General features: G+C 65.4%; 15 protein-coding genes, 1 tRNA gene and 1 pseudogene. 11 read left to right on the forward strand and 6 right to left on the reverse strand.

What is annotated here, in order from left to right; all coding sequences use genetic code 11:
- The first annotated feature begins 13 nt into the window (after positions 1–13).
- Positions 14–613: a LysE family translocator gene (locus SIN08_RS06010; protein ID WP_322450678.1), complete on the forward strand. Its 600-nt coding sequence runs from the start codon at positions 14–16 to the stop codon at positions 611–613.
- On the opposite strand, the gene SIN08_RS06015 is transcribed toward SIN08_RS06010, so the two are convergent.
- Positions 614–2,434 (reverse strand): glycoside hydrolase family 9 protein, encoded by a 1,821-nt coding sequence (locus tag SIN08_RS06015; protein ID WP_322450679.1) that lies wholly within the window; start codon positions 2,432–2,434, stop codon positions 614–616. It lies immediately after the preceding gene.
- 140 nt (positions 2,435–2,574) lie between these two features.
- Between SIN08_RS06015 and SIN08_RS06020 the strand changes: the two genes are divergently transcribed.
- A complete protein-coding gene (locus tag SIN08_RS06020) occupies positions 2,575–3,702 on the forward strand; it encodes an ATP-dependent RecD-like DNA helicase (RefSeq protein WP_322450680.1) in 1,128 nt (375 codons plus the stop codon).
- Between the two features lie 338 nt (positions 3,703–4,040).
- On the opposite strand, the gene SIN08_RS06025 is transcribed toward SIN08_RS06020, so the two are convergent.
- Positions 4,041–4,448: an STAS/SEC14 domain-containing protein gene (locus SIN08_RS06025; RefSeq protein ID WP_322450681.1), complete on the reverse strand. Its 408-nt coding sequence runs from the start codon at positions 4,446–4,448 to the stop codon at positions 4,041–4,043.
- Positions 4,449–4,583: 135 nt separating this feature from the next.
- On the opposite strand from SIN08_RS06025, the gene SIN08_RS06030 reads away from it, so the two are divergent.
- The 5 genes and pseudogenes from SIN08_RS06030 to ilvC all read left to right on the forward strand — a co-directional run bounded on the left by SIN08_RS06030 (position 4,584) and on the right by ilvC (position 8,020).
- On the forward strand, positions 4,584–5,330 hold the full coding sequence (locus SIN08_RS06030) for a pyridoxine 5'-phosphate synthase (RefSeq protein ID WP_322450682.1): 747 nt from the start codon (positions 4,584–4,586) through the stop codon (positions 5,328–5,330).
- 6 nt (positions 5,331–5,336) lie between these two features.
- A pseudogene (locus SIN08_RS06035) lies at positions 5,337–5,438 on the forward strand (transcriptional regulator); the annotation flags it as partial.
- Positions 5,439–5,656: 218 nt separating this feature from the next.
- Positions 5,657–6,325, forward strand: coding sequence for a nuclear transport factor 2 family protein (locus tag SIN08_RS23600; protein WP_416208022.1), 669 nt, complete (start codon positions 5,657–5,659; stop codon positions 6,323–6,325).
- Positions 6,322–6,963 (forward strand): TetR/AcrR family transcriptional regulator, encoded by a 642-nt coding sequence (locus SIN08_RS06045; RefSeq protein WP_322450684.1) that lies wholly within the window; start codon positions 6,322–6,324, stop codon positions 6,961–6,963. Before SIN08_RS23600 ends, SIN08_RS06045 begins: the two co-directional genes overlap by 4 nt.
- Before the next feature lie 37 nt (positions 6,964–7,000).
- Entirely contained in the window at positions 7,001–8,020 is a 1,020-nt protein-coding gene (gene ilvC / locus SIN08_RS06050) for a ketol-acid reductoisomerase (protein WP_322450685.1), read from the forward strand.
- An 86-nt stretch (positions 8,021–8,106) separates the two neighbouring features.
- Here the strand turns inward: ilvC and SIN08_RS06055 are convergent, their stop codons facing one another.
- Complete coding sequence (locus SIN08_RS06055; protein WP_322450686.1) at positions 8,107–8,574, reverse strand: BA14K family protein; 468 nt, start codon at positions 8,572–8,574, stop codon at positions 8,107–8,109.
- 364 nt (positions 8,575–8,938) lie between these two features.
- Between SIN08_RS06055 and SIN08_RS06060 the strand changes: the two genes are divergently transcribed.
- The 3 genes from SIN08_RS06060 (at position 8,939) to SIN08_RS06070 (ending at position 10,596) form a co-directional block, all read left to right on the forward strand.
- A complete protein-coding gene (locus tag SIN08_RS06060) occupies positions 8,939–9,856 on the forward strand; it encodes a PhzF family phenazine biosynthesis protein (RefSeq protein WP_322450687.1) in 918 nt (305 codons plus the stop codon).
- Positions 9,857–9,989: 133 nt separating this feature from the next.
- Positions 9,990–10,065: transfer RNA gene (locus tag SIN08_RS06065), tRNA-Lys, on the forward strand.
- Between the two features lie 45 nt (positions 10,066–10,110).
- Positions 10,111–10,596, forward strand: coding sequence for a hypothetical protein (locus SIN08_RS06070; RefSeq protein ID WP_322450688.1), 486 nt, complete (start codon positions 10,111–10,113; stop codon positions 10,594–10,596).
- 83 nt (positions 10,597–10,679) lie between these two features.
- Here SIN08_RS06070 and SIN08_RS06075 read toward each other — a convergent pair whose 3' ends face one another.
- Positions 10,680–11,036 carry a hypothetical protein gene (locus SIN08_RS06075; RefSeq protein WP_322450689.1) on the reverse strand — a complete coding sequence of 119 codons (357 nt, stop codon included), beginning with the start codon at positions 11,034–11,036 and terminating at the stop codon, positions 10,680–10,682.
- A gap of 317 nt (positions 11,037–11,353) precedes the next feature.
- Between SIN08_RS06075 and SIN08_RS06080 the strand changes: the two genes are divergently transcribed.
- Positions 11,354–12,301: a PRC-barrel domain-containing protein gene (locus tag SIN08_RS06080; RefSeq protein ID WP_322450690.1), complete on the forward strand. Its 948-nt coding sequence runs from the start codon at positions 11,354–11,356 to the stop codon at positions 12,299–12,301.
- 134 nt (positions 12,302–12,435) lie between these two features.
- On the opposite strand, the gene SIN08_RS06085 is transcribed toward SIN08_RS06080, so the two are convergent.
- Positions 12,436–17,049 (reverse strand): translocation/assembly module TamB domain-containing protein, encoded by a 4,614-nt coding sequence (locus SIN08_RS06085; RefSeq protein ID WP_322450691.1) that lies wholly within the window; start codon positions 17,047–17,049, stop codon positions 12,436–12,438.
- Positions 17,046–18,980 carry an autotransporter assembly complex family protein gene (locus SIN08_RS06090; RefSeq protein ID WP_322450692.1) on the reverse strand — a complete coding sequence of 645 codons (1,935 nt, stop codon included), beginning with the start codon at positions 18,978–18,980 and terminating at the stop codon, positions 17,046–17,048. Before SIN08_RS06090 ends, SIN08_RS06085 begins: the two co-directional genes overlap by 4 nt.
- Positions 18,981–19,159: the final 179 nt, after the last annotated feature.

Here is a 19,159-nt window from a genome sequence, read left to right on the forward strand (position 1 = left end):
GCGTTGGAATTGCATGTCACTCGATGTTTTCCTCGCCCTGCTGGTATTCTCCTTCGTTTCGTCGGTGACACCGGGGCCGAACAATTTCATGCTGCTGGCCTCCGGTGTGAATTTCGGGTTCCGTCGCACGGTTCCGCACATGTTCGGCATCGCCGGCGGCTTTGCCTCGCTGCTTCTGGCGGTGGGGTTCGGGCTGGGCGCGCTGCTGACCGCCTATCCGCAGCTGCATGTCGTGCTGAAAGCGGCCGGCGGCGCCTATCTTCTCTATATTGCCTGGCGGATCGCTTTCTCGCGTTCGCTCGCCACGCGCGGGAAGGGGTGTTCGCGGCCGATGCGCCCTGTCGAGGCGGCGGCCTTCCAGTGGGTCAATCCCAAGGCGTGGATGATGGCCGTCACGGCGATGGCGATCTACACCAATCCGCAAGCGCCCGTGTTCTCGATCCTCTTGGTGGCGCTGGCCTTCACGCTGGTCAATTTCCCGAGCGTGTCCATATGGGCCGGTTTCGGCACGGCGATGCGCGGATTCCTGGCCGATCCGGTGCGGCTGAAATGGTTCAACATCACAATGGGACTGGCGCTTGCCTCGACCCTCTGGCCCATGCTGAGCGCGTGATCACTGCTCGGCCAGGAAGGCGGCGAACTGGGCAAGGGCGGCGTTCCAGTTGATGGTGATCTCGTTGGTCGACCAGCTCTCGATGTCGTCGACATAGCAAAGCTGCGGTGCGCAGCCGGCGCGTCTTCCGGCCGCCACGGCGTCCTGGAGCCAGACGTTGGGGCCGCCGGCGAGCGCACCTTTGGGCGGGTGCGGAAGGGTTGCATCGAGCTGGTGGGCGAACCAGCGCGAATGCTGGTTTTCAGAATAGGCGCTGCCGTAGCCGGTGATGAAGGAATTGGCGAGCGCATTGCGGCCCAGAAGGTAGTCGGCGGCTTCCAGCGCAGCGCGGCGGAAGCGCGGATCGCGGGAGAAGTCATAGGCGCGTGCGACGATGATGCCGATCTGGGCCATCGAGTGGTTCGAGCCCCAGCCGTACTTGCCGTCATGCGGCGCGTAGATCTGGCCGAAGGCGCGCGCATCCTGAAGGGTGACGTAGCGCCGCGCCGCCGCGATGACGGAACCGCGAAAGGCGGCTATATCCTCGACCGGCAGCGTGTTGGGCACGGTCGCCAGCGACAGGCGGCCGAGCGCGGCCACGTTCGCCCAGTCGAAGCCCGTGTCGCGGAAGACTTCACCCTGGAAATAGGGGGAGGCGGCGAGGTGGCCGCGGTAGCGCGCGTCCGCGGTGGTGATGAAAAGCTCGGCCGCCGCCCAGTAGAACTCGTCGCTCACGTCCGCATCGCCATAGGCCCCGCCGCCGGTGTCGTCCGATGCCGGTGCATGGAGAGACGGGTGGTCCCGGGCGGCCTGCCAGGCCCGCTCGGCTGCAGCAAGCAGGCGTCCGGCAAAAGCGGGATCGAACGTCTTGAACAGCCGCGCACCCTGTGCCGCGGCGGCCGCCAGATTGAGCGTGGCGGCCGTCGATGGGCGGTGCAGCTTGCGCGGCATCGGATCCTCGTGCGGGAGCATCGGCAGGCCGGTCCACGCGGTGTCGTGGAGCTTGTGATGCGCCATGCCGGCAAGCGGCTCGCCTTCCGGCACCTGCATCTTCAAGAGGAACTCCAGCTCCCAGCGCGCCTCGTCCAGGATGTCGGGCACGCCGTTTCCCCCTTCGGGGATGGCAAGCGTGTCGTCGGCGAATAGGGCCGCGGAGGCGCCGTCCACGTAGAGCGTACGCTCGTAGGCACCCATGAGCTGGGCGACGGAGATGCCGCCATTGACGACGTATTTGCCGTGGTCGCCCGCGTCGTACCAGCCGCCCGTGACGTCGAGCGTATAGGCGCAGGTCCACGGCGCGCCGTAGGCGGCGTCGGCCTCCTCGGGCGAAAGGCAGGGCACGGCGCGGTCGCCCTTGTTGGGCAGACCGTCCGCCGGCGCGGCGACATGGCCGGCGGGGCGGGCATAGGCCGCACCTGCGATCGCGCCATCGATCGCAATCCCCGAGCGTACGGGATAGAAGTAGTTGACGGCATCGCGTGCGAGGTCCCGGTAGAGCCCGGCTTCGATTGAGAAGGGATGGCTGCGGCTGCCGCCGGCTTCGATCCGGTAGGTGCCGGGCTCCGATAGATCCGTGAAATCGAGCACATGGGTGTTGGCCCGCGCCGTGGGATCGATGCCCGCGGGCACACTCTGGCCGGATGCGACCTCGTTGCCCTGATCGTCGACGATGCGCCAGGGAAGCGGCCGCTCCGCCCCGGTCAGGAACGTCGCGCGCTTCGGTCCGTCGGGAAGATAGCCGAGCTGATTGACCCCGAGGCGAGGATGTTCGTCCGCTCTCGCCGGTGTCGCGAGATATTGGGCGCCTGCAGCCAGCATGAGCCCGGCGAACGCGCCTGCCATCGTGCTCCTGGCTCTTCCGCCCGCCATCCCATTCGCCCCCTTTGACCTCTGGACATTAGCCCGAGGGCCTTAGTTTCCCGCAAAGACCTGCCTGCTTCAAAGCCCTGTTCATCGGTGGCAGAATCTGGTTTCTGGCGGTCATGGATTTTTCGCCGCAACAGGACGAGGCGCTGAAGGCGGTCTCCCGCTGGCTGAAGGACGGGCAGTCACAGCTCTTCCGCCTTTTCGGCTATGCAGGAACCGGCAAGACGACGCTTGCCCGCTATTTCGCCGAGCATGTCGACGGCGAGGTGCAGTTCGCCGCCTTCACAGGCAAGGCGGCGCAGGTGCTGCGCTCGAAAGGGGCGACGAACGCGCGCACCATCCATTCGCTGATCTACCGGCCGCGCGGCGAGGAGCAGATCGAGGACGAGACGACCGGCCGCACGACCATGTCGCCGACCTTCTCGCTCAACCGGCAGAGCCCGGTGGCCAGGGCCAAGCTCATCGTCATCGACGAGTGCTCCATGGTGGACGAGGAGCTGGGCCGCGACCTCATGTCCTTCGGCACGCCGATCCTGGTGCTGGGGGATCCGGGGCAGCTTCCGCCCATTTCCGGCGGCGGCTTCTTCACCGAGCAGGAGCCGGACTACCTCCTGACCGAGATCCACCGCCAGGCGCGCGACAACCCGATCATCCGCCTGGCGCTCGATGTGCGCGAGGGCCGGGAGTACATGTGTGGCGACTACGGCACGGCGCGGGTGATCTCCAAGGGTGACGTGAACCGTGACATGGTGCTCGCGGCGGACCAGGTTCTGGTCGGCATCAACCGCACGCGCCGGCGCTACAATCAGCGCCTGCGTGAGCTGAAGGGGTTCGACGGGCCCCTCCCGCAGGCCGGCGACAAGCTGGTCTGTCTCAGGAACGACCCAGCCAAGGGGCTTCTGAACGGCTCGCTATGGAAGGTGATGACGGCCGCGCGCGAGACCACCAAGCCCGGCATCAATCTGCTTGTCTCGCCGGAAGAGGACGATCCGGACCGGGGTGTGGCCAAGATCAAGCTCCTGAAGGCGGCTTTCGAGGACCCGGAGGCGGAGGTTCCCTGGCAGACGAAGAAGCGTTTCGACGATTTCGATTTCGGCTATGCGCTCACCGTGCACAAGGCGCAGGGCTCGCAATGGGACGAGGTGGTGCTCTTCGACGAGAGCTTCGCCTTCCGCGACACGCGCCAGCGTTGGCTCTACACCGCGATCACGCGCGCGGCGGAGCGGCTGACGGTGGTTCGGTAGGCGACGGACCGCTTGCGCTTTTGCGTTCGGCAACCGAACGGATCGGTGTTTCTTCACGCGTCTTCGACCGGCAGGCCATCTCCTGGGCAGGGCAATCGCAAAGTGTCTTGCCGCATCGACGACAACCTTGCCGTCACCCCGGAAAGCCGACGGCTTATCCAGGGCCTATTGGCCGGACTATCATCGAGCACGGCCCGGTCCTCGTCGTCCCGGTTGCATGTCAGTGCCCGGAATTGCTTTTGCGGAGATCGGCCGCGCCGCTCAATGGGTCCCGGCGCTGCGCGGCTTCGCCGCTTGGCCGGGATGCCGGGGGGAGTGCATCTGGCTAACGGATCGCCCTACGCCGGTCCCGGCAGCGGCCTGGCACCGATCCACTCCCAGGCCGCTTCGATTTCCTCAGGTTCGAAATGGCGCATCTTCATGGAAAGGAAGGGCTTGGACAGGGTGATTAACGGCTTGATCCAGCCCGGGCCGCCGACGACCGCGTATCTGCGGATGTGCTTGATGGCGCGGTTCTTGCCGCGAATGGTCTGTTCCTTCCACGCCGCACCCCAGTCGAGGCCTTCGTAATCGTGGATGAGGACGATCACGTCGATGCGCTCATGCAGTTCATAGGCACCTTCAAGGAGGCCGTACATGTTTTCCATGTCGGCTGCGCTGATGTGCCCGGTGACCTCGAAGGCGTAGGCGTCTTCACGGTCGGTGTCGATGCGCCGGACGTGCGGCGGTGTTTCGTTGATCAGCATTTGCACGCACTTCCCGCAAGGCAGATGCCTGGCACGGTCCTCCTCTGACCCCTTTGGACAACGGCGATTGGCCCTGTCAGTTCCCGCCAAAGGCGCTATAGGAGAGGGACCTGACACGCGACGCGGAATCGATCCATGCCGGCCAAGCTCTCCGTTAATCTGAACGCCATTGCCATGTTGCGCAACCGGCGTGACCTGCCGTGGCCCAGCCTGACCCGGCTCGGCCACATCGCGCTTGAGGCCGGCGCGAACGGCCTTACCGTCCACCCCCGGCCGGATCAGCGTCATATCCGCTTCTCGGACCTGCCGGACATCCGGGCACTCATCGACGACGTTTTCCCGGGGCGCGAGTTCAACATCGAGGGGTATCCGTCGGAGGATTTCCTGCGCCTCGTCGAGGAAACCCAGCCCGAGCAGGTGACTCTGGTGCCGGACGACCCGGCACAGCAGACCTCCGACCATGGCTGGCCGTTTGTGGAAAAGGGGGACTTCCTGAAATCGGCCGTCGCGCGGCTGAAGCGGCAGGGCTTTCGCGTTTCCCTCTTCTGCGATCCCGACGCGGATCAGGTGGCGCTGAGGGCGGCGAAGGAAACGGGCGCCGACCGGGTGGAGCTTTACACGGGGCCCTACGGGGCTTGCCACGACGATTCCGAAAAGGCCGCCAAGGAGTTGGAAAGACTCGGGAAAACGGCTGACACGGCGGCGGGTCTCGGGCTGGCGGTCAATGCCGGTCACGACCTCACGGTCGCCAATCTGCCGCCACTGGCCCGGCGCATCCCGGCGCTCGCGGAGGTTTCGATCGGGCACGGGCTGACGGCCGATGCGCTGGAGTTCGGCATGGCCGAGACCGTGCGACGTTTCCTGAAGGCCTGCGAAGGATAGCGCCGTCTCGGACGGTCGATGTTCGAGCCGCTCATTGCGCTGTTGCAGTGGGCCGAGCGCAATCACGGAGCCGTGCGCGAGGCTCGGGCGCGGTTCGATCAGGGCTAGTACGAGCCGCCCCACGACGAACGGCTCGATTGAGCCCTTTTCAGGCATTGCGATATGAGCGTCTCTTTCTGCCCGGTCTCCTTGAAGAACGTGTGTGTGCCTTAACAGGATTTGCGGCTCATTACCTCGGGGGTAATCGATCGCTTCCCCATCCCTTGGCAGGATCAGGCACACGGACGTCCCAGTCGGGATTGGGCCGAAGTAGCGAGGAGACCACCATGTCTGTCGGGTACACCACCACGGATAATTCAGCCAACACCGCGAGTTCCGTCGCCAACGCCACCCGGGCTGTCGTGCAGGAATTCCTTACCGCCAGGTTGGCCGGAGACACCGGGCGGCTCATCGAACTCTTCGCCGACGAGGTTGATTGGCTTCTCGCCAAGAACCCCGCCGCCCCGTGGATTCGCCGACGGTCCACCGCCGCAGAATGCGCGGCCCAGTTCACGGAATTGATGGAGTACACCGTACCCGAGCACGCGCGCGCCTCCATCGACACTTTCCTCGTCGACGGCACCGACGCTGTCCTGATGGGCGACATATCGGGGACCGTACGCGCGACCGGAAAATCCTTCGAGGGTCCGTTCGCGTTGCACCTCACTGTCCACTCACTGTCCAGGGCGGCCGGATCACCCGGCACCGCCTCTACGAAAACAGCTTGTCGATTGCCGAGGCCTGCACCCCGTAATGGATGGCCAGGACAAGACGCCTTTCAGCCGCCCACAGCCTGGATGCCGGTGACAGGCCGCAAAACGGCTGTCCCGCATGTTCGCAATGGATTTTCCGGCCACCCAAGCGAAATTCTCCACCGTCCCAAACGAGTTTGCTTGAAAACCGCCAGCGGTTGTGACAGAACCGTACCGTACGGTACTGAGAGGCGTAATCCTTGAGCGAAAATACCGATGGCCTGACGCCGCGGCAGCATGCGGTTCTGGAATGCGCGCTTTCGCTGCTCGTTACGGGGGGCGAGCGGGCGGTGACAACGGCCGGCGTGGCGCGGGCGGCGAGCTGCTCCAAGGAGAGCCTCTACAAGTGGTTCGGGGACCGCGACGGGCTGCTTGCGGCCATGATCGCCCATCAGGCGAGCAAGGTGCGCACCTACAGCGACGATGGTCGGCCGCTGGAGCGGGGGCAGTTTCGCGCGCATCTGGTCGCGTTTGCGCAGGATCTTTTGCGAGTTCTTTCCGGCGACGTGTCGCTGGCGCTCAACCGGCTGGCGATCGGGCAGGCGAGCCGAGAGGGCAGCAGGCTGGGCCAGCTTCTGGTCGAGCAGGGCCGCCGGCGGATCGACCAGGGGGCGGCCGCGCTCCTGGAATCGGGGCGGCGCTGCGGGCACATTGTCTATGACGACCTCGACGAGGCCTATCGCACGCTCTACGGGCTCGTGGTGCGCGACCTGCATGTGCGCATGCTGCTCGGCGAGGAGGGCATGCGCAGGCCGGAGGATCTTTCTGTCCGGGCGGAGCGGGCGGTCGACCAGTTCTTCACGCTGCACGGCGTGCGGGAGAAGGAGAGGGCGCACCCGTAGCGGGCGCCGGAACGTTGGCAAAGGAAGGAAACGAAGGATGCGTGTCTATTACGATCGCGATGCCGATCTGAACCTTATCAAGTCGAAGAAGGTCGCCATCATCGGCTATGGCAGCCAGGGTCGCGCGCATGCGCTCAACCTGAAGGACTCCGGCGTGAAGGATGTCGCCGTGGCGCTGCGCGCGGGCTCCGGCACGGCCAAGAAGGCCGAGGCCGACGGCTTCAAGGTTATGACCGTGGCGGAAGCGGCCGGCTGGGCCGATCTCATGATGATGGCCACCCCCGACGAGCTGCAGGCCGGCATCTACAATGCCGAGATCGCGCCCAACATCCGCGACGGGGCGGCGATCGCCTTCGCGCACGGGCTGAACGTGCATTTCGGCCTGATCGAGCCGAAGAACACGGTGGACGTGCTGATGGTTGCGCCGAAGGGGCCGGGGCATACGGTGCGCAGCGAATATCAGCGCGGTGGCGGCGTGCCGTGCCTGGTGGCGGTGCATCACGACGCTTCGGGCAATGCGCTCGACCTCGGTCTTTCCTATGCCTGCGGTGTGGGCGGCGGGCGCTCGGGCGTCATCGAGACGACCTTTCGCGAAGAGTGCGAGACCGATCTCTTCGGCGAACAGGTGGTGCTGTGCGGCGGGCTTGTCGAGCTGATCCGCGCCGGCTTCGAGACGCTGGTGGAAGCCGGGTACGCACCGGAAATGGCCTATTTCGAGTGCCTGCACGAGGTGAAGCTGATCGTCGATCTGATCTACGAGGGCGGCATCGCCAACATGAACTACTCGATCTCCAACACCGCCGAGTGGGGCGAGTATGTCTCCGGGCCGCGCATCATCACCGAAGAGACCAAGGCCGAGATGAAGCGCATCCTGAATGACATTCAGACCGGCCGCTTCACCGCCGAATGGATGCAGGAGTGGCATTCGGGCGCGGCCCGCTTCAAGGCCACCCGGCGCTTGAACGATTCGCACCAGATCGAGGAAGTGGGCGAGAAGCTGCGCGGCATGATGCCGTGGATCGCCCAGAACAAGCTGGTGGACAAGGAGAAGAACTGAGCCGGGCTCAGGTGGGAGAGACGCTCTCCTGCGGAAAAGGAAAGGCGGTGCCGTGTTCGGCACCGCCTTTTTGCTGGGCCGTCAGGTCAGCGCATATAAGGTGAGACGCACTGTCTGCGGGGTCCGTTGTAGGGCTGGAAGGTGTTGTCCGAGGCCCGGTAGGAACGGTATCTGTCGTAGCACCATCCGACATGCGCGCGGCTGAGCCGGTAGGCCGGCGCGGGGCGCACATAGCGCGGCCGGGCGTAGCGCGGCGCCGTGCCGAACTCGAAATAGATGCCGCTCCGCGGCCGGCTGTGACGGCGCCAGTCGTAATCGCGCCGGTGGTGCCTGCGCCAACGATGATCGCCACGGTGGTGCTTGCGCCAGTGCTTGTGCCGCCGATGATCGCCAACCTCGACCAGATTGGTGTTGCCCGCGGTTTCGACATTGATGACCGCATTCACTGCGGCCGCACCCACAGAAGCCGGCGAAGCCTTGGCCGCCGGAACAGCGGCGGCGAGTCCGAGCGCGAAAAGCCCGGACATGACAAGATGGGAAAGGATGCGTTTCATTGGGATACTCCGATCTTCACTTACTATCGTCCAAGCCCACAAGGTTTATCGTGAGCGTACGCTAGCACCTGGTGGATGAATGCCAAATGAACGCAAAAGTTGCGTATTGTAATGTTTTGTTAGCGATGTTGGCCCGGTATTCTCATTGAACTCAGCGAAAAGAAGCACTTTCGTCTGGGCCAAGCGTCAAAGATATTTTTCCATTTCTACTTAAAGTTTTGGCTCTCGGCTCAAACAACCGATCGTCCTTTCCTCCGCGCGTGCGGCCTCGGCGAAGTCCGGTTATAAATATGGAGAGAGATGCCAGATGCGAGCGGGCGGTACAGCCATGCCGACCGGAAGCTGACGAGGGAAGGGGAGACTTTTGGCTACGCGGCGATATCTTCTTTACGACGTTTTCACCCGGACGGGGTTGGCGGGCAATCCCCTGGCGATCGTGCTCGACGGTGAAGGACTCGATACGGAGCGGATGCAGGCCATCGCGGCGGAGTTCAACCTGTCGGAGACGGTTTTTGTCACTCCGCCGGAAAACTCCATCCACACGGCACGGATCCGTATCTTCACGCCGCGCCAGGAACTGCCCTTTGCCGGCCATCCCACCGTCGGCACGGCCGTCGCGCTTTCCGATCGGGTAAGCGAGATCGGACAGGCCGAGCGCACATCGATCATCGTTCTGGAGGAAAATGTCGGCCCGGTGCGCTGCGCCGTCTCGACCGCCAACGGGGCGGCTTTTGCCGAATTCGACCTGCCGCGCACCCCTGAGCCGTTCGCCCTCGATGTGCCGGCGGAAGTGGTGGCCGCCGCACTTGGCCTTGCCCACCACGAGATCGGGTTCGAGAACCATGCCATCAGCGGCTGGACCGCCGGCGTGCCCTATATCTGCGTGCCGGTCGCCAATCTCGAAGCGGCGGGGCGGGCGCGGCTCGATGCCGGATTGTGGGAGGAACTGGCGCCGCGCATAGGGGCGGTGCTCAGCGACGCCTATGTCTACTGTCGCGAGACGGTGAATCATGATTGCGCCTTCCATGCCCGCATGTTCGCACCGGGGGCGGGCATTCCCGAGGATCCGGCGACGGGATCGGCGGCGGCGGCCTTCGCCGGCGCGGTGCTGATGTATGACGAGCCCGTGGACGGAGCGCATCGCTACTGGATCGAACAGGGCGTCGAGATGGGTCGCCCCTCGCGGATCCGCCTGGAGATCGACGTGGCCGGCGGCGCCATCGAGGCCGCGCGAATCGGCGGTGGCGCGGTGAAGGTGGCCGAAGGCCGGCTCTTTGTTTGAGTGCGGCTGCCGCCTTCCTAAATGAGTGTGACGGCCGCTGTCGGGCATGTCGCGAGGCACGCTGAGAAGGGCTTGCATGCCCTCGGCAAACGCGCTAATGAGCGCGGCATTCTACGGCGTAGCGCGCCGTGGCGGGTGATTAGCTCAGTTGGTAGAGCAGCTGACTCTTAATCAGCGGGTCACAGGTTCGAGCCCTGTATCACCCACCATCAATGTCCAGAAATTCCTCGGCTGACCGGGATGCGGTACCCCGATTGCATCGCGAAGGCGCGGGAGCGTTCTGCTCGCGAACGCTGGATGTGACAATGGTTTTGCAAAGAGCCGAACGGCTTATGCATGGTGCTGTGCAGTCGGGCATTTTGCGTGCTCTTGATCTCCCTTCATATGTTTCACAGCCGCTGGCCGCATGCGCTCGCTTTTCGCTGCGCCAGATTTCCCGCCGCCGGTTGGAACGCATCGCCTTGCACGTGGTTTTCCTCCTGAATCCAACGAAGGAGGGTTCTATGGCGCGTTGCGAGGTTTGCGGCAACGAATACGACAAGGCTTTCAAGGTCGAGATGGCCGGACAGGCGCATATCTTCGACAGTTTCGAATGTGCGATTCACGCGCTGGCGCCGGCCTGCGCCCATTGCGGCTGCAAGGTCATCGGGCACGGTGTCGAGAAGGACGGCGTGATCTTCTGCTGCGCCCACTGCGCTTCCCAGGAAGGCGTGGAGAACCTGCAGGACCGCACTTCCTAGGTCATTGATCGAAAGCGGGGGACCGCCAGGCATGCACAATTCCGGAGGGAGGCGAGTGTCCGCTCTTCTTGTGGAGTTGCGTATTAATCCTCCGGCGGTTCGTCCGCGGCGTGGACGAGGGGATCCGGCCGGGTGAGCCCCTCCAGCACGCCGCGCGGTCCTGTGCGCGGGTAGGTTCCGCTGTCGTCTTCGACGACGCGGTAGAGCTTGTCGTCGCGGAAGGCGCTGGCGAAGCTGGTCGACACACCGTCTCCGGGCTTTGCCGGAAGGTCGAGAAAGTCCGTTTCGGCTTGCGCGGCAACGATGCGTGCGTCCGCGGGCGAGCGGGCGCGCACGACGACCTCGCCGGCGGGCGCGGCCAGGTCCCAGTTGGGGTCGGTTTCGGCTGCGTCGGGAACCAGCCGGTATATGCGAAGAACCTCGTCTGTCTGTTCCGGCATCTTCCTATTTCTCCGTGGATATGCCGGAGCAACACGTGGCAGGGCAGAGCGGTTCCGCCAAATCTCCGGGTAAAATTTCTCCGAAACAATTTTTTTGTGGGCCAAGAGGAACCTTCCCTTGCCCGGTGCATTTGGGGGATGACGACACGCACTCCCCCGCCCCCCAACCCCACAATTGCGTGTCGTTTGCCGGCGTACGCGCCGGCATTTTTTTTGCCCGAATGGTGCCCGGAACAATTCGCTGCAGGGTTTGGTTGGCAGGATATGCGGCCGGCGACAACATGCCGGCATTTTGATCAGCAACGGAGGTGAACTCCATGAAAAGCTATATCGCAGCCGCGCTTGGTGCCACCTCGGCACTTGCTCTGGCCCTGCCGGCCAACGCCCAGGGCCAGGACGAGGAAGGAGCCGCGCAGACGAACGGGGCGCAGGCCTCGCAATGCATGCAGGACCTGCGGCAATTGGCCGAGACCTTGCGAGAGGACGGCTATTGGCTCACCGGCTATCGCGGCTATGGCACGACCGCCATGGGGCCGACCGCCGGCGGCAGGGCCACGCCGCCCGGCACCACGCCGCCCGTGCCGGACCAGCAGCCCGGCGAACTGGCGGTCACGCCCGAAGCCACGGATACCGCGCGTGACGTGCCAGGCGCTGGTCCGTGGGGAAACGTGCGGTGGGAGCAGCGCCCGCAATACGAAATTGGCGTGCTCTACGAGGCGGCCTATGTTCTGGCGAATAATGGTGACGAAGAGAGATGCCAGACCATGGTCGAGGCCACCCGCGACCGCTATGAAAACTATGTCGCGGAGTTGGAGGAACTTGGTATCGACCCGCAGGAAGTAACCGACTGGCGCCGGGCGGAGATTGCCGCCTCCGAGCCAGTTGCGCAGATGGAAGGTCGCTTCCGCGCCGACGACATCATCGGTGCCAATGTCCGCAACGCCCAGGACGACAATCTGGGCAGCATCGACGATGTCGTGCTCAATCCGCAGACGGGTGCGGTGCAGTACGTGGTCGTTGATTATGGCGGCTTTCTCGGTCTGGGCTCGGACGAGGTCGTCGTGCCGTGGGAGCGCCTTCGCGCGATGCCCGGCCGCAACGCTTTCGTGCTTCCGGTGGAGCGTGCCGCGCTGGAGCAAGCGCCGACGCTGCCGGACGATCAAGGCCTCTTCGATACCCAGCAGACGGGATCGATCGACACACAGGAGGTCGATGCGTATTGGGAGCAAACCGCTGAGCAGCAGAATCAGCAGAACCAGCAGTAAGCTGGTCCCATTGCCGCCAGTGCATCGGCTCGAAAACCGGAATCGGTTTTCGAGAAGCACGATGCGCGGACTGAAACCCTACAGCGTGTTTTGTGCGTCCGAATGGCGCGCGGCGCTGTAGTGGCGGCGGAGGTTCAATAATCGCGCTCGTAGAAGACGCCGACGCTCGAATCGCCCTCCGAGCCCACGGCACCGCGTGCCTTCAGGTTTTCGGTAATGTCCAGGTTGATGGTGGCGCGCGTGGTGCCGCTGGCGCCCGCTTCCACCCCGAGATAGATGTTCTCCTGGATGTAGCGTCCGGCGCGCACGGCGACGTTGCCTTGCGGATCGGTGACGACGTCGAGTTCGTCGAGGCCAGCCGCCTGGCGGAGCGAGCCGAGAAGCGAGGTGTTGCCGCCGCCGGCAAGCTCTGCGGCGGCGGCCGCGAGCTGGGCGAGCTGAACGGGCGAAAGCTCGTTCAGGCCACGGTCGAAGATCAGGCGCGCCAACACCTCGTCTTCCGGCAGTTGCGGCTGGGACGAGAAGGCGACGTCGAGGTCGGAAACGCGGCCCGTCACGGTGATGAACACGGTAATGTCGCGCCCCTCCGAGCGAGCGACGAAATCCAGATAAGGGTCGAGGTCGCCGACCAGCGTGACCGTCCCTTCATCGAAGGTGATGCGCCGTCCAAGAATGGCAAGGCGGCCGCGTATGAGGCGGAAGCCGCCGACCGGCTGCACCGAGGTGATGGGTCCGGTGAGCGTGACCGACCCGCCGAGCTCGGCATCCAATCCGCGGCCGCGAACGAAGATTCGCGCCGGAGCGTCGACCGTGACGTCGAGGCGCATGACACTCGGGCGGCCGCCGGGGACAGGCGTCCCGTCGTCGGCACGGGCCCGCTGCAGCGTGCGTGCGACACCCGCCGGCGGATCGACGTGCCGGACGTTGATGCCCGCGCCACCGCCACCGAAATTCTCCGGCACAATGATCTCCGCGCGGTCGACGGACAGCCTGCCTGACAGCAGGGGATCGCGTGTGAGCGGTCCGGTGAGCGACAGGGTACCGCTCAGGGTCGCCGTGACCAGTTCACCGTCCGTATAGCGCGCCTCGTTCAGCCCCAACGACAGATTTGCGGGGAAGCCCGCGCTCGCGTCGGTCGAGATCGTCCCGGAGAGCGAAACCGTTCCACCGGTCGCAAGGGAGGCGGAGCTGGAGCGGATCGTAACGGTGTCACCCTGAATCCCGGCGTCGATGCGGATGGCGCTGAGACGGAGATTGGTCATCGGATCGACGGCGGCCGCATCGGTGGTGGATACCGTCCCTGAGATCGCCGGGTTGGAGAGGCTGCCGCCGATGTTAAGGTCGACGACGGCAGTGCCGGTCAACTGCGTGCCGCGATCAGCCAGCAGGCGGTTGCCGAGTGCGAGCGGAATCGTGCCGCGCGCGTTTACGGCAAGGCCGCTGCCGGTGAGGGGAATGCGGCCGCTGCCGGACACGGTCAGGCCCGCCGGGCCCGTCGCCTCCAGCGCGGTGAGGGTGATCGTCTCTTCAGCAAACCTGCCGGATGCGGATACGTTCAGCGGTGCGGCGCCGAAGGCGGCGAGCGTTCTTGCGGTGAACGCGTCGGTACGCAGGCTGAACTCGGCGCGTGGGTCGGCAAGGCTGCCGGTGACGCGTGCCGAACCGGTGAGCGTCCCGCCGAGATCCTGGTTCGGCACGCGTGCGTTGAGGAGCGAGAGGGGGAAGGCCCGAAGGTCGACGTCGACGGCCAGTCCACTGTCGGTGAGCGGCACGTCGCCGCTGATCGTGGCACTGACGCCGCCCGGGCTCGTCACACGCGCATCGACGACGAGCGTTTCGCCGCGCATGTTTCCCGCTGCATCGACCGTGAGCGAGGCGATGCCGGCTTGCGAAAGGGCTGCGGCGACGATGTTGCGGCCGGTGATGTTGAAGGTGGCCTGCGGGGCATCGCGGGTGCCGGAAATGGTGGCCTCGCCGTCAAGCGTGCCGCCGAGCGCCAGGTCGGGGCGCACGGTGTTGGCGATCGACAGCGGAACGTCGGCAAGCGACACGGCCACGTCGAGATCACGGCCGATCTCGCCCTCGGCGGACACACGTCCGCCGGCGATGTCGATGTCGACCGGTTCGAAGGTGATCGTGTCACCCTGGACGGTGAGGCTGGCCGGCCTGAGCAGCCGGGCCGCGATGTCCCCCTGCACGAGGCTGGCCTGCGCAAGGGATACGATGAAGCCGCCGTCCTCAGGCGCCAGCGCGCCGCGCGCGGCGATCTCGGTGCCGTTGGCGAGCGTTGCCTCGCCGTCGAACGCGGTCTCTCTGCCGCTGGTCTCGGCGGTGGCCTGGAGGCGCGCCACGTCTATGCCGGCGGCCGTGAGGCCCGTTGCCCGCAGTGTTCCCTCGACGGCCGGCACGCCGAAGAGATCGGCAACGTCCGCTTCCAACTCGCCATCTTCCAGCGAGACCTGCTCCGCGACCACGTTGCGCAGTGTCGCCTCGATCGCGACATGCTGTGCGTCTTCGCGCGGCGCCAGGGCAACCTCGGCATCGACGGCGCCGCTCGCTTCCACCAGGAACAGGGCGGCGGCGGTCGAAATGTCGCTGGCATCGAGCGTGAGCTGTCCGGCGACGAGGCCTTCGCGATCCTGCACAAGGTCGCCCGTGAGATGCGCGCCGCCGGCAGTAAAGTCGAGGTTGCTCAAGCGCCGCTCTCCCGCCGAGACGTTCACGCGCGACTGCAGGCTGGCGGCCACGCCATCGAGAAAAGCCTCTCCGCTTACAAGCCCGGCGAGTGCCTCGTCCTGCAATGTGCCCTCGAAGCCGATCTCCGCCTCGGTGAGGCGCTTATCGAGCAGACGGCCGCTGGGGATCTGAGCCTCGAATGAGAGGCTGAGCTGGCCCGCGCTGCCCATGGCGCGACCGCTCGCCGTCAGGCGGCCTTCGGCGCGCTCGGTGAGGACGGCGAGGTCGGCAAGGTCCGCATCAAAGCGGAAATCGGCGGCCTCGGTGGCGAAGGTGCCGTCAGCCGTCAGGGTGAACCGGTCACTGGCAATTCGGAAGTCATCCGCGGAAAATCCTTCCGTGCTGCGCGTAAGCTGCCCGGTAAGGCGCGTGGTGCCCGCCAGGAGCGCATCCGCGGCGGGCGTGCCGATGCGCAGGTCTTCGCCCCGGCCGTCAAGATCGAGATCGAAAGCGCCCGTGATGGGATGCAACTCGCCATTTGCGGCGAGGCTCAGGCTGCCGCCCAGATCACGGCCGGCAAGACCGGAGAAGGGCGCGATATTGTCTGCTTCCACCCCGATGTCGCCGCGGAAGGCGAATTCCGCGATGATGCCGGAAAGCCTGGCGGTGAGGCTGTGCGCGGCGATCTCCGCCGTTTCGAGCGTGATCGGCTCTCCCGCCGCCCACGCACCGCTGGCGGCGAGGCTGACCGAGCGGCCCAGTGCTTCGGCTACGTCGGCGCGCTCGGCCGTGATGCCGGTGAGCGATCCGTCCAGATCGAAGGTGAGGCGTCGCTCGGCAGGCATGGAGAGGTTCGCGGCCATGCCGGAGAGCCGGATTTCGGTGTTCTCGGCGGCGAATTCACCCGTCCGGAGATTATCGATCTCCAGTTCCGCCTGCCACGCTTCGTCATCGGCGGTCCCGTAGCGGGCGGTCAGGCCGGCGGAGTCGACAAAGGTTTCACCGCCCCTGACGGGCAGAAGCACTCGCTCGCCCTGGGGGTCGGCGATCTCGGCGTCGAGCGTAAGCGTGGTCAGGAACCCGTCGCTTGCCGTTTCCGCCGTCGCGTTGACCTGCAAGGCGGCGCTTGCCAGGTCGAAGGTGTCGAGCCGCAACCCGCCGGCGTTCTTGGACATGCCCGATGCCTGCAACGTGGTTTCCTCGCCGAAGAAGCCCCGGAAACGGGTGGGGACGAGCCGAACGATCGGTCCGCCGACATCGACGTCGAAGCCCAGTCCCTCCGGATCGCCGCGAAACCGGGCGATACCGGACAGGGTGGGCTCATCATCAACGGTCATGGCGAGCGACAGGTCAAGATTTTCCACCGGGCCGGAACCGGTGAGCGTGAGGGAAAGCGGCGGCCGTCCCTCGATGTTGAGCATGTTGGCCACGACGCCGTTTTCGGGCGATGAAAGGGTAACGTCGAGATCGACCACCTCGGTCGCGTTGTCGTAGGCGGCCTCGATCGACAGGTTGCCGCCCGGGCCGTCGATGCGCACGATCTCGAGCGCGGTGTCGAGCGAGCCGCCTTCCAGGCGTAGGCGGCCGCCCACGGACAACACCGATTCAAGGCCGAACACTTCTTCACCGAAGGAAATGCGCGGGACCTGGAGCTGCTCGAGCACGATGGCAATCGGCAGTTCCGGGATGGCGAAGGAACTGGCTTCCGGCGCCGGCAACCCTTCCGCCGGGACGGGGCGCCGGTAGACCTCGATGGATTCGGCCGCAAGGCGCTGTATCTGCAGGCGCTGGCGCAGGACCAGAGCCGAACGGCTCCAATTGATCGAAGCGTTGGTGATGCGCAGCCAAACGCCTTCCCGGTCGGCAACGGTGATTTCCCCGATCGCTGCCTGCGAGGAAAGCACCCCCTGGATGCCCCTGATGCGGATCTGCCGGTTGGGCGTGGAAAGCTGGTCCTCGATGAAGGAGAGGAAGAGGGAGCGTTCTTCTTGCGGGCTGTCCGCCGCCCCGTCCTGGGCCAGGGCCGGAAGCACCGGGAAGAGGAGAAGCAGGGCGAGCAGAAACCGGGTCAAAATGCCTGTCCTATTCCAACGTAGAGCGCAACGCTCGGGTCATTCTCCCGACGGTCGAGCGGCATGGCGATATCCAGCCGGATGGGGCCGAAACCGGTAATATAGCGCAGTCCCGCGCCAACGCCGATGCGCAGGTCCTCGGCAAAATCCGGGAACGCCTCGGCACCGACATAACCGGCATCGGCGAAGCCGACGATGCCGATGGTGTCGGTCACGCGCACGCGCAACTCCGCTGAGCCTTCGATGAGCGAGCGGCCGCCGGCGACCCCTAGCGGGGTTTCGACACCGATGTTGCGGTAGGCGTAGCCGCGCACCGAGCCGCCGCCGCCGGCGAAGAACAGCTTGTCGGGCGGAGTCTCCGCAATCGGCGGGTCGAAGAGGGCGCCCGCCTTGACGCGGCCGGCAAGCACGAAGCGGCTTTCCTCGTCGAGGCTGTAATAGGCGCGCGCTTCGGCAACCACGCTGGCGGCGGCGTTGCCGTATTCGAATTCGTAGAAGGGCGTCACGGTGAGTTCGGTAAAGATGCCCCGCGTGGCGTCCGCGGCGTTGTCGCGCGTATCGTAGGTGATCCCGCCCAGAAAGCCGGCAGTGACGAAATCGCGCTCGCCGAAGATATCGTCGTTGAAATGGTTATAGCCCCCGGTGGCGAAGATCCGGGCCGAAAGCTCTTCGGAGAAACGATGCGTGAAGCCGACCCGGCCGGAAACGCCCGTCCGCGTATAGGCGTCGAGCACCTCGCGTTCGCCATAGACCGAGGCGACGAAATCGGTCTCCGGCGTGTAGATGCCGGGCTTGGTGAAGGTGGTGCCGACACGATAGGTGAGCTCGTCCGGCTTGAAGGTCTCACCGAGGCCGCTGACCCGGCCTTCCACGCGCAGGCGCTCGGCGCGGCCGAAGAGGTTGCGGTGCAGCCAGTAGGCTTCGAAACCCAGCCCGTCGAGCGTGGAATACGAGCCGCCGACGCCGAAGCGGCGCGGTGGGCGTTCCTGCACGATCACCTCGATCGGCAGGCGTCCGTCGGGTCCGACCGTTTCGGCTTCCTGCAGTCGGGAACTGCTGAAGACGTCGAGCCGCGCCAAGCGGTCATTGGCCTTTTCCATGTCGTCGGGGTCGTATTCGGTGCCCGGCGTGATTCCCGTCTGCCGGGCGACGAAAGCGGGATCCATGCGCTCCGTGCCGCTGACCGTCACCGGTCCGAACACGGCGTAGGCGCCGGGCTCGACGCGTATCGTCGCGTCGATCGTCTCCGTGTCATGGGCGGCAACGATGCGGCGCTCGGCAACCTCCGCCTTGGCATAGCCCTGGTGGCGCCATGCCTCGGAGGCGAGGCGGCCGGCGCCTATGATGGCACCGCTGCGGGCGGGTTCACCGACGCGGAAACCCTCCTCCGCAGGATCGGCCACGTGATCGTCTCTGTTTGTCGTGGGTGGCGCCTTGTTGACGATCTGCGCCCGCTCGAAATGAAACAGGGGACCGGGATCGATCGTCACGCGCACCGCCGCCGGGTCGGCGAGCTCGACATCGGGCAGGAGGTCGGATGCCTCGCGGCCGTCTATGGTGATCGAGATCGTCCCGCCATAGCGGGCCTGCCCATAAAGCGCGTCCAAAAGCCGCCGATAGTCGCCGCGGGCCTTGGCGACAAGCCCGGCCACGCCCGAGGCCGGCTCTTCCCTGTCCGCCCACAGGCTCGAGGCGTTCTTCAGGTTGGACTCGATTTCATCGTTGTCGCCGGAGACGGTGAACTCGACGGTGTAAGGCTGCGGCGTTCCAATGAAGGTGTCGTCTTCCTCCGCGTCCTGTCGCTCGAAGAGCCGAAGGCCAAAGATCTCGAGCGCGGTGGCTGGGGGCGCGGCAAAAACCGGGCCGAAGGCCAACGCGGCAACGACACAGAGACGCAATACTCGATCTGCATCGGCGATCCGAGTGCTCAAAATCCCTCCCGACCCCGCAAAGTCATGTCAGTCGTCTTTCAAAGTCTCATCGCCCCCGCCGACACAACCCCGCCGGCGCGCAAAATGACTTTAAATAGCCAGGTTCGCAATGGCCAAGGGCCTGAACGGCCCCGGTTTATGGAGTTTCAGTCGTTTTCGTGGCAAGTCTGCCACGCTGC

The sequence above is a fragment of the Chelativorans sp. M5D2P16 genome (genome assembly GCF_034427935.1).
In the GTDB taxonomy this organism is placed as follows: Bacteria; Pseudomonadota; Alphaproteobacteria; order Rhizobiales; family Rhizobiaceae; genus Chelativorans.